This window comes from Paenibacillus sp. FSL P2-0121, assembly GCF_037975345.1.
Lineage (GTDB): Bacteria > Bacillota > Bacilli > Paenibacillales > Paenibacillaceae > Paenibacillus_AQ > Paenibacillus_AQ odorifer.
The window spans coordinates 5991928-6013490 of record NZ_CP150245.1; the positions used below are offsets into that span (position 1 = coordinate 5991928).

At 43.0% G+C, this 21563-nt stretch carries 12 protein-coding genes; 2 read left to right on the plus strand and 10 right to left on the minus strand.

The genetic code is table 11. The features are described from left to right. Nucleotides 1–35: 35 nt before the first annotated feature. From MKY54_RS26380 to MKY54_RS26405, 6 genes are all read right to left on the minus strand, one after another. On the minus strand, nucleotides 36–938 hold the full coding sequence (locus MKY54_RS26380) for a carbohydrate ABC transporter permease (RefSeq protein WP_139329891.1): 903 nt from the start codon (nucleotides 936–938) through the stop codon (nucleotides 36–38). Between the two features lie 59 nt (nucleotides 939–997). Beyond that, the gene (locus MKY54_RS26385; protein ID WP_076130468.1) at nucleotides 998–1966 is read right to left on the minus strand and encodes an ABC transporter permease subunit; all 969 of its coding nucleotides are present in this window, start codon (nucleotides 1964–1966) and stop codon (nucleotides 998–1000) included. Nucleotides 1967–2053: 87 nt separating this feature from the next. After that, complete coding sequence (locus tag MKY54_RS26390; RefSeq protein WP_339169738.1) at nucleotides 2054–3760, minus strand: sugar ABC transporter substrate-binding protein; 1707 nt, start codon at nucleotides 3758–3760, stop codon at nucleotides 2054–2056. Between the two features lie 115 nt (nucleotides 3761–3875). Next, nucleotides 3876–5411: a response regulator gene (locus MKY54_RS26395; protein WP_076302395.1), complete on the minus strand. Its 1536-nt coding sequence runs from the start codon at nucleotides 5409–5411 to the stop codon at nucleotides 3876–3878. 17 nt (nucleotides 5412–5428) lie between these two features. After that, nucleotides 5429–7231: a sensor histidine kinase gene (locus MKY54_RS26400; protein ID WP_076184836.1), complete on the minus strand. Its 1803-nt coding sequence runs from the start codon at nucleotides 7229–7231 to the stop codon at nucleotides 5429–5431. Between the two features lie 19 nt (nucleotides 7232–7250). Continuing rightward, nucleotides 7251–8849 (minus strand): response regulator, encoded by a 1599-nt coding sequence (locus tag MKY54_RS26405; protein WP_339188479.1) that lies wholly within the window; start codon nucleotides 8847–8849, stop codon nucleotides 7251–7253. A gap of 201 nt (nucleotides 8850–9050) precedes the next feature. Here MKY54_RS26405 and MKY54_RS26410 point away from each other — a divergent pair, with 201 nt between their 5' ends. Together MKY54_RS26410 and MKY54_RS26415 are read left to right on the plus strand one after the other, a co-directional pair. After that, complete coding sequence (locus tag MKY54_RS26410; RefSeq protein WP_076194118.1) at nucleotides 9051–10253, plus strand: MFS transporter; 1203 nt, start codon at nucleotides 9051–9053, stop codon at nucleotides 10251–10253. Further along, nucleotides 10246–10911, plus strand: a complete 666-nt coding sequence (locus MKY54_RS26415; protein ID WP_339188480.1) for a TetR/AcrR family transcriptional regulator — start codon at nucleotides 10246–10248, stop codon at nucleotides 10909–10911. Before MKY54_RS26410 ends, MKY54_RS26415 begins: the two co-directional genes overlap by 8 nt. A gap of 34 nt (nucleotides 10912–10945) precedes the next feature. Here the strand turns inward: MKY54_RS26415 and MKY54_RS26420 are convergent, their stop codons facing one another. From MKY54_RS26420 to MKY54_RS26435, 4 genes are all read right to left on the minus strand, one after another. Further along, on the minus strand, nucleotides 10946–12016 hold the full coding sequence (locus MKY54_RS26420) for a trifunctional transcriptional activator/DNA repair protein Ada/methylated-DNA--[protein]-cysteine S-methyltransferase (protein WP_339169743.1): 1071 nt from the start codon (nucleotides 12014–12016) through the stop codon (nucleotides 10946–10948). A 7-nt stretch (nucleotides 12017–12023) separates the two neighbouring features. Continuing rightward, nucleotides 12024–12812 (minus strand): isocitrate lyase/phosphoenolpyruvate mutase family protein, encoded by a 789-nt coding sequence (locus MKY54_RS26425; RefSeq protein WP_076130461.1) that lies wholly within the window; start codon nucleotides 12810–12812, stop codon nucleotides 12024–12026. 162 nt (nucleotides 12813–12974) lie between these two features. Then, a complete protein-coding gene (locus MKY54_RS26430) occupies nucleotides 12975–13901 on the minus strand; it encodes a DMT family transporter (RefSeq protein WP_076130480.1) in 927 nt (308 codons plus the stop codon). 208 nt (nucleotides 13902–14109) lie between these two features. Then, complete coding sequence (locus MKY54_RS26435) at nucleotides 14110–21486, minus strand: pectinesterase family protein (protein WP_339188483.1); 7377 nt, start codon at nucleotides 21484–21486, stop codon at nucleotides 14110–14112. Nucleotides 21487–21563 lie beyond the last annotated feature (77 nt).

Here is a 21563-nt window from a genome sequence, read left to right on the forward strand (position 1 = left end):
AACCTTCCTATTACTTAATAGTGATTGCAAGCTCCTTATTCCTTCACGCTTCCTACATTTAGACCGACCACAAAATATTTCTGCATGAATGGATAAACTAGCAAAATTGGAACCGAAGCAACGATCGTAACGGCTGCCCGTATGGAGATTGGTGTAACCATGGCATGTACCGACTCCTGAGTCATCCCTGTCCCGTTATTTACACTAGGGTTACTGTTCGAATTCATAGTAGAGGATAGCAGCTTCATTAATTCATATTGCAATGTACTCAAGTTCTGGCGGGAAGAGGTGTAGATAAACGCATCAAACCATTGGTTCCACGCACCTACTGCAACAAAAAGGGCGATGGTAGCAAGAACAGGTTTACACAAAGGGAAGACTACTTTCATGAATATCTTGAATTCCCCGGCACCGTCGATTCTTGCAGATTCCATAAGACTTTCATGTAAGGTACCAATATAAGTACGGATAACGATCATATTAAATGCACTTACCATGGACGGGATTACATATACCCAGAACGAATTGAGCAAATGAAGATCCTTCATAAGGAAATAGTTTGGAATCAGACCCGCACTAAAATACATGGTAAGGACGAATATAAAGGTAATATGTTTGCGGAAAACATATTCTTTCCGGCTTAACGTATACGCAAGCATCGTGGTTAAAAATAGATTCAGGATCGTAGATATCACTGTTCGTGCTACCGAAATCCAAAAAGCATTATAAATTGTACCTGAGGCAAAAACCGCTTTGTAGTTCTGTATGGTCCACTCTCTAGGCCATAAATAAATGCCGCCGCGGATGGTATCATTCCCCGCATTAAAGGAGACTGCTATAGTATTCAGGAATGGATACAAGGTAACAATAACTAGACAAACCATAAATATAGTATTGAAGGTGCTGAACACTACGGGTTCGAACCTCAGATTTTTCATCCGGTTTCCAGCATTACTTTTTGGAGATTTTTGAGGAATCAATTGAGTTTTTTCCATGATTATAACAGCCTCTCTTCCCCTAGCCGCTTCGCAGTCCAGTTAGCTAATAGCAGCAACGTTACACTTACGACTGTTTTGAAAATACCACCCGCGGTAGCTAAGGAATAATTCCCTTGCGCTATACCATATTTCAATACAAATATATCAATCGTTTCCGACCAATCTACGACAAGCCCGTTTCCTAACAAGTACTGAACCTCAAATCCAGCTTCCAGTACATGTCCTACGGACATTATTAACAGGATTACAATGGTTGCTTTCATGCCCGGCAAAGTTACATGACGCATTTTCTTATACCGGTTCGCTCCATCAATCTCAGCAGCTTCATATAAAGCCGGATCAATAGAGGCGATAGCCGCCAAGTAGATGATAGTACTCCATCCGACTTCTTTCCAGACGTGTGAAGCACCTACAATACCCCAGAAATACTTCCCTTCACTCAACCAAAGGATCGGTGAATCAATGAGATGCAATTTCATGAGCACGATGTTGATAATCCCGTCATTAACCGAAAGAGAAGTAGCTACAATGCCTGTTACAATAATCCAAGAGAGGAAGTGAGGCAAGTAGGATATGGTCTGAACGGTTCTTTTCCAAAATACATTTTTGATCTCATTAAGCAGCAATGCCAGTATTATCGCAGTCACAAATCCTAGAACTAGATTAATTAGGCCCATGGCCAACGTATTGCGCAGTACTCTCAAAAAGCTATCGTCCGTAAAAAGAAACTTGAAGTGTTTTAAACCCACCCATGTTTGTTCACTAAATGCTCTAGCTGGTTTATAATCTTGGAAAGCCATCGTCCATCCCCAGATGGGAACATAAGCAAATAGTATAATATAAAGCATTAATGGAACCGACATCCAAATCAGCTGTTTCTGATTCTTAATCAAGGTCATAGTAATCGGTTGCTTCTTTTTTCTTTTAGGATGCCGGTTAACTTTTTTCCCCGTTAATATCTCATCCATATATGTTTTCTCCCCACATCATCCATATATTTCAGAAAGTGGTTGGCCTAATAAGCCACCACTTTCTGATTTTTAAGCAAGCTCTAACTATTTAACACTCCAAGTATCAAATCTCCATTTAAGCTGTTCATTGATTTTGTCTTCATAGGCTTTGACATTCGCTTTACCAATTTCTCCAACAAAGTCATTCCAAACCTTATCGAATTCTGATGGACTGGCCAAGATTGCTTTTGGCAGGTACTTGGTTCGCAATTCATTCAGCTTCGTTTCGGCAATTTTGGCATCTGAGCCTTCAACAAGATCTATGGACCAAGCTGGATAAGCTACTGGGTTCGGCTCAGGCTCGCTGAAGAAATCCACATAACTGTTGTAGCCATAAGCATCAAGGATTTCCTTGTCATACGGCTTGAGTGCAGCCCGGTATTCTTCTGGTTGAGCCGCAGCATCTGTTGAGTTTCCATCCTCAAAGAATCCTTGCAATTTCGGAGCTGTAGCATACCAAGCATCTGCTTTGTTGCTGAGCTTCCATGTAGCATCAACTGCGTTCTTCCGTTGTTCTTCATTTCTTATAAAGCGGCCATTTTCCACTTGATAATCTTCACCTTCGATACCCCAAGTGAAGATTTTTTGCCAATCTTCTTGAATCAATGTATCCATTAGTTTAATAATTTTTTCAGGATTTTTGGCATTGATACTGATCCCGAAGCCATTATTCAAGTTCAGCGCTGGGCGATCCAGATAATAATCTTTAGTGCTGGTATCAAACACAAGTGGAAGTCCTACATAAGTTCTTTCATCTTTACCTTGTGTCCGGAGTGAATCTTCTGCTGAACCAAAGTTCCAGTGCTGATCAAACATTCCCAGAACGGCTCCACTGGACAGTTTTGCCAAATATTGATCGTAGTTTTGCACAAATGTTTCTTGGTCGATAACGCCCAATTGGTTCATTTCATTAAGCTTTTGATAGTATTGCTTAGCATAGTCTTTATCTGCGAAGATTTCTGCAACGTTATCATTAACAACCACTCCGCCATCATTCGGGTGCCCGATCAGATGCTGAGGAGCGTTAAACAATCCCCAGTTTCTCCAGTCGTTGTTAAGAATTTCGAATCCGATGGTTGGCGTTCCATCGATGGTTGGATTTTTTTCTTTATATTTGACAATGAGGTCAAAATACTCGTCCAAGGTCTTCACCTTTGGATAACCAGCATCTTTCAGGATGTCCTTCTGAATCCAGAAAGCAGGACCTGCATAATAGGTTGTATTCACTTTACCGTTATACGCACCATAATTCGGAAGCGTATAAATATGTCCATCATTCGGGTCTTTCATCATGTTCCAGTAATCTGCGTAATGCGCTTTCAAGTTTGGAGCATATTGTTCAATCAAATCTTCAAGCGGGATAAAAGCTTCCGCTCCTGTCAGCTTGGTATTGGCAGTCATCAAATCCGGATAATCCTGACCGGCAATCATTACGCCTAGCTTCTGGTTAAGATCCCCAGCTAAGAATTCGAAATTGAAGGATGCGCCTGTTTTTTCTTTAATCATTTTGTAGATTTTATTATCTGGTGTTGGTTGCTGGCCTGCTTCTCCAAGAAAGATACTAATTTCAAAAGGTTCAATCTTCTCAGAATCTGTTCCTGCAGCAGTTGAAGTGGCTGTTTCTGCTGGTTTGTCTTCCCCTTTAGCCGTCGTATTGTTGCTGTTATTTCCTCCGCACCCTGCTAAGGTAAAGCTTAGGGATAACACAGCAATCAGACTAAGTTTCCATTTGGATATTAACTTGCCCCCCATAAAGCACCTCCATATATTTGTTGGTGTAACAATGTTGTAAGCCCTTACAAGTTAAATTATAGAGGTGATAATCTTCTGAAAATACGCCAGAATTAAAGATGTACCCCCAAAAAGTTTAGGTATTAGTGTTTTTAAATTCGTTAGGGCTCATATGCAGCTTTTTTTCAAATTGCTTGAGGAACTGACTATAATTGCCATAGCCCACTTTTTCAGCGATTTCACTATTTTTTAATTTATTTTGTTGAAGTAAATGTACTGCCTCTTTTATTCGGAGGTTATGCAGCTGTTCATTGAAATTAATACCGTTCTTCTTGATCAATAATTGGCCCAGATATACCGGGTGCAGGAAAAAAACCTCTGATAGTCTCTTAATAGTAAGACATTCGCGAAAATGCTCTTCAATATAATTGTTAATCTCCTGAACAATCCCCTGTGATTTTAGGTTTTGTTCCTTAAGAAGGATATCGATACTGGCCTCGCCGCAGAATAGCAAATTACGCATTAAGTCCGTCAAGGTGATCATTGAGTCTAACATCGCGGGGATTCTAATTTGATTAGATAAGGAGGACTCATGAACTTCACTGGCTTCCGAGGTAAACTCAATAATCTTATACATCATATGAATAACAATTTTCTTCACAACCTCTGGAGCGATGCGCTGTTCCCGGAAACTGCGGGCTGCCGAGTTCACAGCTTGGCTAAAGCCTGCGGAGTCCAGGGTGTTAATCGGTCTTATCAAGTCATCCATCAGTTGAATTTGATCATAATGATAACTAAAGGGACTATCCTTAATCTCCTGATAAGTCAGGATCTCTACATTTTCAGAATAATAAAAATAATACATTAATGTTTCTTTCGCCATTCGGTAACTGTTCCCGATCTGAAGCAAAGAGCCTACACCAGCACCTGCTGCAATATATAAAGCTTGTTTGGGGTGTTCATTCAGCAAAGGAGTTGCAATCTGATCGATCACAGCTCCCTCAGTGGACAATGAATTGTATCCATATACGATTCCAAAACAATGACTTTCCAGATCCATCAGAAACATCGAATCTTTATCGGTTAGGAGGGCTGAGGCTTGCTCTCTGATCTCCGTATATAAAACCGGCTCTATCTGTATCAAACAAATATTCCAATGGCTTTTACCTTCCGATAGTCGGTTCAGTACCTCCTGATTCGACTGCTCAGCTTTCTCATGCAGCATTCCTTTCAGGAGAGAAACAGCCTCCTCCGCGGAGGCTATTTGATTTAAACTGCGCTTCTGAGCTTCCTGCTCCAGCTCCTGATATATCTCCAGCAATTCTTCTGCCGCCTCTTCCGGAAACACTGGCTTCATCAGATAATGATTAATTCCATAGTGTATAGCTGTCTTGGCATATTCAAACTCACTATAACCACTTAGTATGGCAAATTTGATCTCCTTAATCTCAGCTTGTTGCCAAGCTGCGACCATCTCCAGCCCATTCATTAGCGGCATATTAACATCCGTAATTACAAGATCTGGCTCTAGCTGTTTCATTAGCTCCAGCCCCTCTTTGCCATTGCTGGAGGTCCCACATACCTCAAAGCCAAGCTCCTGCCAATCAATCCACAGCTGCATCGCTTCAAGCGCACTAGGCTCATCATCGATCAATAATACTTTGTATTTCATTGGGGGTCCCTCACTTTCTAGCTATTCTTCCGTTCCAGGAGTTTTAGTGGAATGTCAAAAGTGACAATGGTCCCTTCATCCGGAACGCTGCTGATATCAAAACGGACCTGATCTTCATAGTACAATTCTAATCGGCGGTACACGTTGCGGATTCCGATATTCGTTCCCGAAGACGCTTCATTTTGAACATTACCTAATAATTCTTGCAGCTTCTCTGGCTCTATCCCTTTACCGTTATCAGAGACGGTAACTTTTAATCGTCCCTCCTCCACTAACGTCTTCACTTTTATCACACCTAGTCCCTCTATGGCCTGTAGACCATGTTTGCAGGAATTCTCAACGAGCGGCTGCATGCTTAGCTTGGGAATCTTATATTGAAGCGACTGCTCATCGATCTCAAATTGATAGTCGAATTTATCCCTGAACCGGAATTTTTCAATTTTCAAATACATCTCGATGAAAGTCATTTCTTCTTCCAAGGTAACGAGATCCTCTTTCCAGCTCAGCAGCCGTCTAAGTAATTTCGATAAACTCTTAATGATATCCGTAACATCCGAGTAATTATTTTTAGTACAGACCACCAAAATGGCATTTAACGTATTAAACAGAAAATGCGGATTCATCTGGCTTTGCAGGAAATTCAGTTCAGCTCTTACTCTTTCCATCTCCAGATTATTTTTTTGAATCTCCAGTTTATATACATCATTGATCAAGGAATTAATGGTAGTGGTCATCCTGTTAAAATTACGGATCAAGCCCCCGATCTCATCCTGACCTTCATCAATCCGAATCAGCTCAAATTTCTCATTGGATACTTTCTGCATATGTCTGGACAACCGTTTCACCCGATAATTATAGGATCTTAACATCACATATAAAAAAGCGGTTGTGATTAGCGTGACAATAGACGCCAGAATCCCTGCATAAATCCGAATCTCCATTATCGCTTGGGCAATACGCTCACCTTGTGTAATTCCTATTATCCGCCAGCCTTTTATATAACTAGCTCCGCCGACGGGTACAATATGCACATCCTCCTTGCGCTCATCATCCTGCAGCTTGAACACGGGATAAGGTTCCGTGGTGCCTCTTTGATACCCGCTTTGGGCAGACATAATAATCTCGTCCTGCTCGTTAACCAGATAAAGACTCAAGTAATCTTTTTCTCTGATAATCACGTCATATATTTTACTGAGATCCAAATCAATTCTAAGCAGCTTTTCAAATTTATTGTATGAGCTGTAAGCGTCCATTCGCTCAATAACACTCAAATAAGGCGCTGTAGAAATCACACTAGAGATGTCACTCATATGATAAGCGGCAAGAAACAGATGTTTATTCGCAGCCTTCGACTGCTTATACCATTCACTATTCATAACCTTTTCATTGATGACCTGATAGTTGCTGCCAGAAACAATGGAATCATTGTTCGTGAATACAGTAATCCGTTCAATCTGATTGTTCACCGGCATATAGCTATTCATGCGGCCTCTTAGCTGTTCATCAAAAGTGTCATAGAATTCAATAGAGTTCCCATACGTCCGCTCAAGCAATTCATACAGGTTCTTATCAGCAGAAAGCGTATAGCTGACAGCTACCCCACCTTCAATGAAGTCATGAATATCCTTTCGGGCTCTTTCTAAGGAGATTTCTAGATTCTGCTGCTCTCTCGATTTGATCAGATCGGAAATCCGATCCAAAAAAACAAGGTTAATAATAATGATAGGGAGAAGAACACCTATGATATAAATAAGGGAAAATTTATAATTCAAGGGAATATCATTCACTACTTTTCTAAATCTGAATTTTTTTCTCTCCATATGAAACACCTTGCTTCCCCTAGAGCTGTTGGTTCTTATTCTCATTTTTATAAACGGATGGTACTACCCCTACAAGCAGCTTAAATTTATCTATAAAATAATCAGTGTTAGAGAATCCCACCTGCACCGCTATATCCGATATCTTTAACTGTGTTCGCTTCAGCAGACTTTTTGCCTCTTCAATCCGTTTGGCATTTAGGTATTCACTAAAACCCTGACCCGTTTGCTTTCTGAACAGTTGTCCCAAATAGGTAGAATTAATATGAAATTGTTGTGCCAAATCCTGAAGCTTTAATTTATTCCGAAATTCCCGATCCACATACTGAATAACCTTGTAAATCGTATTTTGTTCATTCTGCTGCTCTAGTTCAGACAGATAGACGGCAGCCCGTTCACACAGACTTTGTACATAACGGCTTAATATAAAATAATCACTAAGCTCACCTAGATTTCCGTATTCTTGCTGAAGCTTAATCATAATCGTATCCGGGTCTCCATTCATTTGAGCTATAATTCTACAGATCGTAAGCTCTAAATGGGCCACTTTTGCTTTTACAACTTCAAGGGTCAACAGATTCTCAACGAAAGCAGTGAACGCTTCTTTTACACAAGGCTGGATCTGTTCCGTATCATTCGTTTGGACCTTATGCAGCAGCTGTCTGAAATGGTCCTCATGAGGTTCTTCCTTTTTCAGGTTCCTAAGCTCACTATAATAAAAGACCCCTCTTTTCTGCTGATGCGTTTTTCGTTTCCATACCTCAAGTGCCTGCCTATAAATCTCTCGAATCGAGCTCACCCCGACCATTCTGCTGCTAAGTGCTAAAAAGACCAGCTCCTGTGATTGTTCAGTGAGATCTGAATGCATCTGGTTGACGATAGTCTCCAGGCTCTCATTGCCGATAGAAGCAGACTGAAGAATGATCCCCGCTCTTCCCGATCCGTCTTGAAAGAAGCAGAAGTGTTCCTCGGAAAAATAATCACTTATCTGCGGTTGGAATGGATTCATAGAGGAGGCCGGTTCGATAAGAATACACATTAACTCTGCATCCGCTTGAAGCTTCAAGGTGTTTCGGGTTAGAAGCTCTAAATTTTCGTTATACTCCCCTTGGATCAGGCGGTTGATGATATTATTTACGATAAAAAATTGCTTTTTATCAAACTCCTCATTGGAAGCGATTTCATTTTGGATTATTGGAGTGATCCTGCTTAATAAAGCCTCTATTTCTTCATCATCAATGGGTTTTAATAAATATTCATTTACCCGCTGGCGCAATGCCGTACGTGCATACTTGAAGTCATCATATCCAGACAGAATCACAAATTTAGGAGGTTTCTCCATGACCTCATTCAACTTTGTAATAAGCTCAAGTCCGTTAATTACAGGCATATTAATATCCGTAAGAACCAGTTCGGGTTTATTCTCCTGGATAAGCCTCATCGCATCCGTGCCGTTTTGAGCTTCACCACAAACTTCATAACCGAATTTTTCCCAGTCGATCATCGTCCTTAGCCCCTCAAGAACCCAGGGTTCATCGTCCACGATCAGAACCTTAAGCATGATGTTCGCTCCAATCTTATTAAGATAAGCCCGCGCTTTACACCAAAATATATAGATCATGCTATCATACTTGGATAATGATGTGAATTCATAAATTTTCCTTCTTTTGTTTAAAACAGTACTTTTTTTACTTGAAAAAACGCACAAAAAACGACGTATCCTATATTTCAGATACACCTTTACAAGGGCCCATCATTCCATTATCATGGTTTACATTGAGTAAATAATTACATAGTGTAAACCATATTGGAGGGCTAAGATATGAGCAGCTTATCTAAGTCTGCTAGATTTCCACTTTTCATTCTGATGTTGAATCTATTTATCGCTTTATTGGGGCAAGGTATGGTTATTCCCATTCTACCTGAGTATCTGAAGCTGTTTAATGCGTCAGGAGCTGCTGCCGGATATCTTATTGCAGCTTTTGGAGCAGCACAGTTTATTTTTTCACCTATAGGGGGACAGCTTTCGGATAAATGGGGAAGAAAATCAATGATCATTTCCGGAATGTTTTTAACCGTTCTTTCAGATCTGATATTTGCTGTCTCTACGACATTACCCCTACTCTATATCGCAAGATTTATTGGGGGTATAGGTATCGGAATCATGGTTCCTTCCAATATGGCCTACGTCGCTGATATCACCACCCATGAAACCCGCGCTAAAGGTATGGGGTACTTGGGGGCCTCCATGAATTTGGGTATGGTACTTGGTCCAGGGTTAGGCGGCATTATCGCTGGGTTTGGCATACGCATGCCTTATTTTTTTGCGGGTGGACTTGGGCTTATCGCTACGATACTTTGTTTTTATATGCCAGAGACACTCCCAAAGGAAAAACGGAAATCTGTTAACAAACAGGCCCCTCGCGAATCCATTCGTAATCAAATCGTAAATTCATTCCGGACGTCCTATTTCCGCTATCTTCTGCTCATTCTGATCATGACATTTGGTCTGATGAATTATGAAACGGTGTACGCCCTTTTCGTGGAACAAAAATACGGTTTTGATGCAACGAAAATCTCAATCATTATTACGGTTGGTGCTATTATAGGCATTATTGTGCAAATCTGGCTGCTTGATCATCTGATTAAGAGACTTGGCGAGATAAAGCTTATACGTATATCATTGGTGATGACCGCTATAACCTTATTGTTGATGATATTCAAGATCAATTTAGGTTATTTATTAGTTGTATCCGGTTTATTTTTTGCTTTTAATGCTTTTTTACGACCCACAGTAAGTACATTGATTGCCAACTCAGCTGGTGATCGGCAAGGATATGCTGCCGGATTAAATACAACGTATACCAGCATAGGAAACATACTTGGACCCATTTTAGCGGGATTGATGTTTGACAAACACATGGATATCCCCTATATTTTTGGGGCAATTATCCTGGCATCTGCCTTTTTCATCACCTTACAAAAACCAAAAAAAGAACAAGAAAGGAGTGTAACCCATGACTGAGAACTGGCACCAGAATTTAAAAAACAGAAACCGGGAAGAATTGATTGCTGCGGCGAAGGATCTTTTTATGAAGCAAAGCTTTCTCAAAGTTAATATTAAGGATGTCTGCGACGTGGCTGGTGTAAGCCGGGTTACCTTTTATAAGCATTTCCAGTCCATGAACGAACTGATTTTTGAGGTCCAGATGGAAATTCTGGAGAGCATGACGCAATTTGTTAGAAGCGCACCTTCTTCAATTGAAATGAATGGTAAGCAAATGCTTGCTTCGATGCTTAATGCTTGGATTGATTATGCCCGGCAACACCCAGGTTACATCAAATTCATTCTTCTATTCGATTTGCATTTTGAAGCCTATGATTACAGTAAAGAACTCAAAGAAAATTACAGAAATTTTGTGATGCGGGGTAAAGAACGACATTTCTTAATGGATGCTCTAGAGGCCGGAGTTAAAGATGGATCATTAAAATTTGATACAGAACCCTTATCCACTGCTCATTTCATCTTCACGTCTATGATGGGTTTATTGCAGAAAATGAGCCTGATTTCCAAAGACGATTTCAACAACGAACTTCAGGATATTCAAATTGCTAACCGATTTGTGGACATGTTAGTTCAGTATTTAAGTACAGAAAGTGATGAATCTCCTGCCTTGAGGTAAGGGGACCCATCACTTTCTCCGTAGAGAGAAGTAGTTAAATGAAATTATTCTCCTTTAAGGAGCGGTTAGACTCATGTTTGATTAACCATTCTTTTCTGGCAAGCCCGCCTCCATAGCCCCCCAATTCACCATTGCTGTTTATCACTCGATGACATGGAACCAAGATTGAGAGTTGATTGGTGCCATTCGCCCTTGCTACAGCGCGGCAAGCAGAAGGATTGTTGATTTTCTCTGCAAGCTCCTTATAAGAAGCTGTCTGTCCCAGAGGTATTTTCCGGAGTTCATTCCACACCTTTTGCTGAAAGTCTGAGCCCAGATAACGAACCGGCGTTGTAAATTCCGTAAGTTCACCGGTGAAATACAGCTTCAATTCCTCCTCAATTTGGTGAAGGACGGCTACCTTTTCAGGTAATATAGTTGCATTTAAGCGAGTGCGTAATCTCTTGATTTCATTTTCAAGTCCCTTGCGATCCACAAATTCCAGCAGTAAAAGACTCTCTTCATCGGAGATGGCCAGCATAGAACCCAATATCGTTTCTATCCAAGTACAGTACAGCACTTTAATCTGCTTGGAATGATTCGGGACAGTCCCCATCGTTCGTGAAAAAGCATCCCTAAACCCATTGCTCGAATCGTACCCGCTTTCCAGTTGTGCGTTAATGATTGAATCCCCATTCCTAATATGTTTGAATGCCAGTCCTAAACGTCTAGAACGTGCATATTCGATAAAGGTCATTCCAAATTGTTTCTTAAATTGGCGGCGTGCCGTGTTTGCACTAATAGACAGCTCATCAAAATCTTTATCTGTCCATTTTCGTTCCGGATTGCTCTCAATAGCTTCTACAAGCCGCTTTACTTCAGGAGACATTTTTGTTGGATTGGATAGCGGCTGACACCTTTTACAAGGTCTATATGAAGCTAATAAGGCTTCCTTGGCTGTAGCAAAAAACTCACAATTTTCTTTTAATGGCTTTTTAGCCGGACAAGTTGGCCTACACATGATGCCCGTTGTTTTCACTCCTACAAAAAATACGCCCTCATAATTCGAATTTTTCTCGACCAGCATCTTATAATATTTATCGATATCCTGCTCATTAGTTATCATAGTGTGGTTAGCTCATTTCTAAATAAAGTCCTGAGGCATCAAGCGTTTGCCGGGCATTTTCTTGGAGGTTATGTTGTGCCTGAAAGAAACTACGCGGTCCATAGCTAATCCGTTTCACGCCAATATTTTGTAATTCATGATTTGAAAGCATACCGTCCATAACCATAATATTCACAGGCAGTGGCGATTTTTCAACAAATTGTTCAATCAAGCTTGGATCAGCGAGCCCCGGTATAAAAATCCCATCCGCTCCAGCGTCAGCATAAGCATAGGTACGTTCTATAGCTTGATTCACTAGATCCATCGAATGTTCCTTAGCCTTGAAAAAGATATCCGTTCTAGCGTTAATAAACACGCGCTTTTGCAGTTTGGAGGCTACTTGTTGTATGGTTTTGATCCTCCGGCTTTGTTCGCTGGTCTCCCATAGTTCATTGTTAGGATGATTTACGATCTGATCTTCAAAATTGATACCACAGATATCTAATTGAAATAACTGCTCCATGTTATGCGCTAAAATATCCTCATCTATAGCATATCCACCTTCGATGTCTACGGTCAATGGAACTGCTACCCGTTCGGCAATCTTTGATATCATCCAAAGCATAAGCTCAAATGTAAGCTGTTCACCGTCCGAATATCCCCACGCTTCCGCCATGGAATAGCTGCTGGTTGCTAGCGCCTTTGATCCAGCTTGCTCTATTGCTTTAGCCGAGGCTACATCCCAGCAGTTGTACAGGATCAGTGGATTTTTTTGATCATGCAGCGTTTTAAAATAGTCATAGTTTTTAGTGTTCATAAGTGGTCATCTCCATTTAGTTAAGAATAGAACCACTATATAATAGACATCCATTATCGATACCAGAAAAATTAACACCAATCTTTTTTTTCACAAAAAAAACACCGATAGATAATCTAATCCTCTCAGGATCAGATCATACCATCGATGCCAGTTTGCCGATTAAAGTTCTACCTTACGGAGTGATTGCTTCGGTGATGGTTTGGATGACTTTTTCCCTGTCCCCATCGGTAGGATTTGTGGAGCTGCGATCCCGATCAGAACTACGATAATCCCGATCCAGCGAAGTAATGATACCTCTTCTTGCAGAACTAACACGGAGGCTACTACAGCTGCCGGTAACTCCGCTGCCCCTAAAATCGCGCCTAGACCTGAACCCAGCTTCGGAACCCCGATCGAAAAGAACAGAACTGGAATTACGATGCCCAACAAACCTAGAGGTAGGCCGTATTTCCAAAGCCCATCGGTAATCGCACCGTCATATAAAAACGAAGGCGAAAAAACAGTCATAATAATAACCATTGCACTAGTGGTCATATACAAGCTTTTATTAACGGCAGGCACCTGCGTAGCTACTCTTCCACTCACAAAAATATAGAAAGCAAACGACACGGCTGACATTAAGCCAAAAATCACACCAGTGGTCGTAATTCCACCTATACTCGGCTCAAGGATGCCCCCCGCTAATACTGTACCAATTAGAAGGATAACCATCGAAATCACTTTTTCCCGACTAGGAAGTTTTCGATCTACAACCGCCTCCAGAATTACACCGATCCAAGTAAATTGGAATAACAGTACAATCGCAATCGAAGCAGGTAATTGTTCAACGGCGAAGCCATAAAAAATGCCAGTTAAACTGATGGTGATCCCAGCGGCTAATAATTTCCCGCCTGTTTTTAGCCCTAATTTCTTTCGAGAAAATAATAAGACCAGCAAGAGCAGCATACACCATCCAAAAAAGTATTGTGATCCTACCAATTGTTTCATTCTAAAGCCATCGTTCATTCCAAGTTTGACGATCGTAGAGAGTGAGCCATAACTACAAGCGCCTAAAAAAACTAGTAAAGCATATTTGAATAACTTCATATTCATCGTAAACCTCTTCCCTTTCTCTTGAGCAAGCTCATTAACATAATAAAGCCCCTTGTCATCGAAATGACAAGGGGCGATTGAAACCAAAGAATACATCTTTGACAAAGTTCCGCCACTCCATCCACTGGATAGAGTTTGGTTTATTTACTTATAACAACTCCAATCATAATATGATAAATCACACAGGGTGTCAACTTGAAATTTAAGGATTTAGCTGGAACAATCGATAGACAATAACAGCTGCCTGAGCACGAGTTGTATTGGCTTTAGGTGCAAAGTTATCTTTGCCCACACCTTGAATAATCTTTGCTCCGCTCATGAATTGTACAGCCTCACGAGCGTAGGCTGAAACATCAGCGGCATCATTGAAATTCACTGGCTGGTCCACTTCCACGACCGTAAGCTTAGCGAGCTGTGCTGCACGATAAGCCATCAACGCCATTTCCTCACGGCTAATTGTTTCATTAGCACCGAAGGTTCCATCAGATCTGCCCTGAATAATTCCTAGCTGCTGAGCAGCAGCAACGGAGCTGTAGTACCAAGCATCCAGCGAAACATCCTTAAATGTACTTGCCGCATTACCTTCCTCTAGCTCTAATGCAAGCATCAGCATCTTTAGGAACTGTGCCCGAGTTACATTCAGCTGTGGCCCGAAATTATGATCTCCGGTGCCATTCAGGATGTCTCTGGCGGCGAGGGCTTGAATGCTATTTTGTGCCCAGCCTAGTCCAGCGATATCCTTAAAGGAATTTTCCGCATATCCTACTGCGAATCTGCTGGAATTGTCTGGTCTAAAGATGATCTTGCCAGTTGTCAGATTAAACTGAGAGTTTCTAACCACCTCCACAGTCCCGTCTTCACGGATTTGGTAGACTACTATTTGTTCTACACCTGAAGTTGTCTTTGGTTTGTAATCCCGTTCAACCTTCAGTCCACGCCCAAAGCTGTCAAACTGTTTGCCATCAACAAAGAACTTAAACTCATAAATATCCCCGACATCTGTCTGAAGCGACAGTGTCTTCGCGTCAACTTTGCCAACTACAAGCTTAACGCTTACGGCGTCAGATCCTGCCATCGCAAGAAGCAGGTCAGCATTTATTCGGAACGTAGACAATCCCATGTCTATTTCTAAAAGTTGAATTGCTTTTGCTCCCGCTCCAGCCAACTCACGAGCTGGCAAGGTCAGTTCAACCACCGAGCTGGCAAAGGATGGCTTCACTGTGATTCTCAATACTCCATTCTGCATTGAGCCAATTGCTTGTTGCAGAATCGCTGAGGATACCTCTGCAATAGCTTTACCATTCACATCCGCTGTCACGGAAAGAGTAACTCCATCTGCGTTCACAGTTGGTTCCGGTTGTTTCACTGGTTTGACTGTCGTTGAAGATGAAGTACCGCCCGATTCTGAAACCTGCGATTCTGCCTTAATCTCAATGGACATCGTGCCTACAACACCGGAGCCATCTTTAGCTGTCGCTCTCACGGTTACCGTGCCTGCTGCAATTGCAGTGAGCAAGCCGGTATCCGTAATAGTTGCTCGCTCAGTAGCTGATCCATCCTCATTCACTACTGACCAGCTCACTGCTGGATCGGATGCATGGTCCGGCAGGACTACAGCTGCCATTTGCAGGGTTTGCCCTGACTTGATTTCGCTCACATTATCTTTGGAGGAGACTTTTATCTCCATGACGGATATAGGAATGACATGAACAACCGACTGTGCCTCATGCAGGATGTCAAATTCAACATCTGTGTTGGATCCTCGGAAAGAAATAAATCCAAGCGGCACGGCGATTTCACGGGTTGTCTTCTTCGCTTTGAAGATCATTTCTAAGAATTCCGCATCATCGGTCAGGATATTACCTGCCTCCGTTCCAGCTACACTAACTGTTATTAGACCTGGACTGTCCTCATTAATATGAGTGATGCTGAATCCGTCTGGCAAGGTCTGAGCGGATACGAATTCCACACCAGATACGTCATAAGCCATGGTAAAGTCTACAGCATACACTTCCTTGTAGACGGAGGTAGTAACATTTGTAAGCCCTACACGGTAAGTGAAATCCTGTCCTGCCACCACTGTTACCGGTCCGTTCAGCGTTGCAGCGGGCAGATTACGGGCAATCTCATCTTGTCCGCTGATGTTAATCTCTAGGCTTCCGGATACTCCACTTCCATCTATAGCTCGCGCAGTTACTTGTACGCTACCGTTCTTTCTAGCTGTAAGCAAGCCCTTCTCATCAATAACCGCTTTATCCGTTGAGGTTACCCCATCTGCTTCAGTTACCGTCCAGATAACTTTAGGATTCGTCGCATTTTCTGGAAGCACAGAGGCTTGCAGCTGCAAGGCACTGCCCTTCGACTCAATGCTGCTAATTCCATCTTTACCCGCTAAAGTAATTGAAGAGACATGTACCGCAGGTATCTGCTCTTGTCCCACTAAAATCTTGGATTGCTGTGGATTCCAGCCATCACTTCCACCAAGCACAGCTTCAATCGTATAGGCAGCCGCCTCTTCTGCTGTTAATTGTTTGGACCAGCTGTAACGTGAAGCTGCATTAGCACCCTCTCCGTAACTTAAAAACTCAGAGAACCGTGCAGTTTTGGAACGACCTTCATACCATTCATGCCAGCCAGTAGCACGAATATGAGCTCCCATCTCCGTATTAATGAAGGTAGAGCTGCCGTATTCTCTCCATGGCCGGCCCAAATCAACGGTTCCAGCAGCAACGTCCTCACTGGCAGTTAGTCGATTATTGATGAACACATAACCAGGCTTACCCGCTGCCGTGGAAGGCGCAGTAACATAGCCAGCACCCGCACTTTGAATCACATTATTCTCGAATACAGCAGCGGAATTACCGAAGATAAAGTCCACTGTACCTTCAATATGGCTGTCAACGAAATAAGCTCTTCCCTTATCTGCGAACAGGGTATCCTGATATCCTAGAAGCTTAACATTTCTGTACACTCCCCGGTCTCCTTCAGCATATAAAGCGACTGCCTGACCGGCATCCCGCCCAGCACTGTTCTCAACCGTCATGTTCTCCAGTGTGAAATCAGTTGCAGCAGCCTTTAGTGTATAACTGCCGCTGGTGCCCATTTCTTTACCATCTGAGCCAATGGTTTTCGCGGAGTCACCGTTAATAAGTACGGTACCTTCCCGGCTCTCACCGATGATACTAATATTCATCTTACTAGAAGGTACAAGCACCTTCTCCTTATACGTGCCGTTCTTCACTTTAATAATCGTGGTTAGGGCACTATTATCAGGTGCTGCTTGAATAGCGTCATTAATCGTTTTATAATCTCCTGTCCCATTCTGAGCAACAATAATGACAGGAGCTGGAATTCCCTTGACCACCTCGGATGGAAGACTGGCACCCTTATCACCGATGGCGATTACCGCATATTGATAGGCAGTTCCGTTGATCAAGCCTTTATCGGTATAATCGGTTGCTTCGATGCCTTCGGCCACGACCGCATAGCTGCCACCGCTCTCCGAGCGTAGAATTTGATAGCTGCTAGCTCCATCAGCTACATTCCAAGTCAGATGGATATCAGTGTTGCAAGGCTCAGCACTAACTCCTTGTGGAGCCTGCGGCTGGCCGGAATTCTTGTATGGAACCGCTGAGGCAACAACTGAATCTAGACTACTACGGGTACCATTTATTGCTTTGACTTTGTAATAATACGGTGTTCCGTTTACGAGCCCACTATCAGTAAAGCTTGTGCCTGATAAATCAGACCCGAGCACTTCATAAGGACCTTTCGCCGATGAGGCACGTTTGACAATATACTGGCTCGCTTCCTCAATCGCTGGCCAGCTGAGTTTCATTACACTGTCACCAGCTTCAATGGAAACGACAGGCGTTCCCAAAGGAGATTGCGGAGTAGCTTCAACAGGCGCTGATTCTTTTCCCTCTCCGGCCACATTTGTTGCAGATACGACGTAACGGTAGGTTTGCCCGTTGGCCAGACCTCCGACGCGGTAAGTTGTGCCGGCGATTTCTTTTGCCACGAGTTCATAGCTGCCTGAAGTCTCATTCCACTTCTTGATGCTGTAGCTGGCTGCATTCTCCACAGCATTCCAGCTGAGATCCAGCTGAGTATTCCGGCTTACAGCCGCGAACGATTCTGGCGCAGGCAATTTCACCGCCAAAGCGGATGGGGTAATACTAATTTCATTGGAATTTCCCGATTCACCAGTCGGCGCCATCGCCGAGATAACATAATAATAGGTAGTTTCGTTGGTAACTTCAGTATCAATATATGATGTCTCTGTAATAGCGTTGGCAATAGTCTCATAAGGCCCCCCGCTCTTAAGACTTCTCTTAATATTGTAGGAAGTTGCCCCTTCAAGAGCAGGCCAGGATAGCTGGGCTGCTTGGTTTCCTGGAAGTCCAGTCAGTCCAAGCGGTGTTTCAATCGGCTCAACATAGATCTTTAAATTATCTAAGTAATAATTTCCTGAGCCGCCGCCTGGAGTCTTGGACAAAATACGCCCAATGCCATAGCTGGCGAAATTCGTAGTTGTGAACGGAAAAGAGCCCGCAGGCTGATCATCAATATATACATCCACTTTATCGTTGTTCACATCCACCTTTAGCTTCAGGTTATACCATTGTTTTAGGGAATAAGAGTTCATCAGTTGATGATACTGGCTGCTCCCCCTGCTCATGGTTAGCGTATATTTACCTGTAGCTTCAGGAAGCGTTGGCTTTCTGCTCTCAATGGAGAATGCCGTTTTGCTTCCATCTGTACTCTGGGCCTGCAGGAACACCGAGGTTCCCGATTCTGTCGCAAACATAAAGTCAGTGTCAATAACGAGTGCACCCTTAATTGGCGCGAATTTGCGGATAAACTGCACGCTGCCGTTCGCACCATCGAACACATTCAACACTTGATCTGACGTATTCCCCTTACTGTCAGACGGTGTGGGAGATACAATAACCTTTTGAATTTCAGTCTGTGGATTTGGAGTCACATCATAATACTCTGGTGTCACACCCACAGCAACCTGTTCAAAGTCTTCATCCACATAATACACATTACCTGCTTCACCTTCAGCCGTAGCGCTGGCCTCATCGGAATCAAAGCTTTCACCAAGCTCATTCACAGCACTGACCACGTAGTAATAAGTTTTTCCGGAGCTGAGTCCGGAATCAGTATACAGGCTATCTTTAATTTCAGTATTGATCGTCTTGTATGGACCGCCTGAAACCTCACTACGTTTAACACTATACGACTTGGCAGAACCAACATCCTCCCAATTCAGCTTCACTTTTTCCTCACCTGCTGTCGCTGTAAGACCACGGGGCGCAGTAGGAAACTGATCACTAAGCGGTTTCAGCTCCACCTCACTGAAGACAGATGCATTATAACGATTAACCTCGTTATCTACCTTAGCGGCATCGGCTGCAAGACCAAAATAAACCGTATCATTCAGGTCAAGCTTCACCGTGCCTACCTTGCTCCATGTTACTTTATCCGGCGATACCAGACCTGTCACTTCATTACCAAGACGAACCAGCTTCACCCAATAAGGTGTATTGATGAAGCTGTCCGGTTCTGTTTTTACCACCTTGGCTCCTGTGGTGGAGCGGGTAATCATAACTCCCTTCTTGCCATATTTGACATAAGGGATTGCCAGCATTGTCATTTTAGAGTTCTCATTGAGATTATCACGAATCATGACACCTGCTTTGGCATAATCGTCAGTTCCCGTTACGGAGTCGATTCTAGCAATAATTTCACCATTGCCTGTCAGGGTTTGATAAGCAAAATGAAAATTATCAACAGCCGTTTCGCTCTCTGATGTTGCTCCGATAAGTCCAGCCGATTTGAGCGTAATCTTCCCGCTATCCGGATGAAGCGTAGTCACTCCCGCTATCCCTGGATGGCCAATATCCACCGAAGTCCAAGGAAGAACGGATCCAGACGTGTTGACATGAATAGCCACGTTATCAGATTGTGTCTTGAGACCCTTATTGTCTATAGCCTGAACAACGAGGTAATAGGTACCATCCTGCACATTGTTCCAATCGAAACTATAAGGTGCTGTGGTAGCTTCGGCTTGCTTCACACCATTAACGATAAATTCCACCTTAGCAATACCATCACTATCACTGGCAGAGGCTGTAACCTTCACATTGTTGCCTGACTCTATGATTTGGTTATTCACAGGATAATTGATAGCGGTTACAGGATTGTCTGTATGCTCATTCCCTGCTTTTCCCAAAACAATCAGATCATTCAGATACACTTCTAGATTCGTATAGCCCTCCGCAGATAACGTCGTCTTCTTACCATCCTCAGAATCGGTAGGGTCTAGTCCATTAGCAATCTCCCAGCTGTCATCCATACCGTCATGATCCATGTCGATTACATTGGAAGCTGTCTCTGTATAGTCTGGGTAACCGCCTATTTCAATAGGTGAATTAATATGCTGTCCAGTGCGATTCTTCACATCATTAATGACCCGCGCATCGTAAGCATCACGCCTTGGCAAAGTGGCACCAGCATCCGCCATTACATTTGCGTAGGCTTCTTCCGCCGACACTGCCGCATAGGGGTTAGGCATCTTTGCCGGCTCCGTAAGCTTAGAGATATCCGAATACTTTTGCACACCCTTCCAGTTGTCTTCAGTAACCTTCGGATTACCATCCATGATGTTCCCATCTATAAACAACCGGGTTTCTGGTGACACTTCCCCAAACAATTGATTTTTTACACTGGTGTAGGTGTTTGGACCATTTTTATAATAATTGTTAGTGATATTATATCGATAATCTTCTGCTCCCCCACCATAGGTCGAAGCGAATCCCCAGTTATAGATAACGTTATTAGACATTTCCGTCAGGTCCACCAATTTGGTCACCGTCGGCAAACGGGGGTTGCGGCTGGTGCTATGAGCAATCAGATTGTGAAGGAAACTGGCATTTTTGCCACCCCAGATTCCTCCGTAGCCGTGACGTCCCTTCTGGTGTGTCGTCATCAGCATACTTTCAGCGGATATCGACCATTGCACAGTAGTATTCTCGTTATCATACAGACTGACCACTTCATCCACCGACCAGCTGAATGAGCTATGATCGATAATGAGATCCTTATGGTACCTTGATCCAAAAGCATCATCTTCACTAGCTACCCGGTCGCCTAACCGGAAACGCATATAACGCATAATAATATTGTCAGCTTCAACAGAGGTTGTGTAGTCGGCAATTGTAATTCCGTCACCTGGAGCCGTTTGCCCGGCAATCGTCAGATTTGAGCCGGTAATCTTGAGGGATTCCTTCAGATGGATGGTTCCCCCCACTCGAAAAACAATGGTCCGATTACTTTGGCTTACCGCATCGCGGAAGGAGCCGGGGATCGGAGTTTCCTTGATACCATAATCAGCCAACGTCGTTACTTCATACACAGGTTGAGCTCTTCCGCCGGTTACATATTTGCCGCCGCCTTCCGCGCCCGGAAAGGCAGGAAGCGCTTCCAAAGAAGCGGCCTCGACACCACCAAATGGCATACATGTTGCAAGAAGACTCGCAACCAGCGCCCCGGATAACCATTTTCTCTTCATACAAGACCTCCTAATATCTATTGGAATAAGAAGGGGGCCCTGTCCTCAGAGCAACCCCTTCCTTAGTAAAGCCGTGT

Excerpts from the sequence above, each read along its gene's own strand:
- MKY54_RS26430 (WP_076130480.1), bottom strand. The coding sequence starts at position 13,901 with ATGAAGTTATTCAAATATGCTTTACTAGTTTTTTTAGGCGCTTGTAGT.
- MKY54_RS26390 (WP_339169738.1), bottom strand. The coding sequence starts at position 3,760 with ATGGGGGGCAAGTTAATATCCAAATGGAAACTTAGTCTGATTGCTGTG.
- MKY54_RS26385 (WP_076130468.1), bottom strand. The coding sequence starts at position 1,966 with ATGGATGAGATATTAACGGGGAAAAAAGTTAACCGGCATCCTAAAAGA.
- MKY54_RS26380 (WP_139329891.1), bottom strand. The coding sequence starts at position 938 with ATGAAAAATCTGAGGTTCGAACCCGTAGTGTTCAGCACCTTCAATACT.
- MKY54_RS26395 (WP_076302395.1), bottom strand. The coding sequence starts at position 5,411 with ATGAAATACAAAGTATTATTGATCGATGATGAGCCTAGTGCGCTTGAA.
- MKY54_RS26400 (WP_076184836.1), bottom strand. The coding sequence starts at position 7,231 with ATGGAGAGAAAAAAATTCAGATTTAGAAAAGTAGTGAATGATATTCCC.
- MKY54_RS26415 (WP_339188480.1), top strand. The coding sequence starts at position 10,246 with ATGACTGAGAACTGGCACCAGAATTTAAAAAACAGAAACCGGGAAGAA.
- MKY54_RS26420 (WP_339169743.1), bottom strand. The coding sequence starts at position 12,016 with ATGATAACTAATGAGCAGGATATCGATAAATATTATAAGATGCTGGTC.
- MKY54_RS26425 (WP_076130461.1), bottom strand. The coding sequence starts at position 12,812 with ATGAACACTAAAAACTATGACTATTTTAAAACGCTGCATGATCAAAAA.
- MKY54_RS26410 (WP_076194118.1), top strand. The coding sequence starts at position 9,051 with ATGAGCAGCTTATCTAAGTCTGCTAGATTTCCACTTTTCATTCTGATG.
- MKY54_RS26435 (WP_339188483.1), bottom strand. The coding sequence starts at position 21,486 with ATGAAGAGAAAATGGTTATCCGGGGCGCTGGTTGCGAGTCTTCTTGCA.
- MKY54_RS26405 (WP_339188479.1), bottom strand. The coding sequence starts at position 8,849 with ATGATCTATATATTTTGGTGTAAAGCGCGGGCTTATCTTAATAAGATT.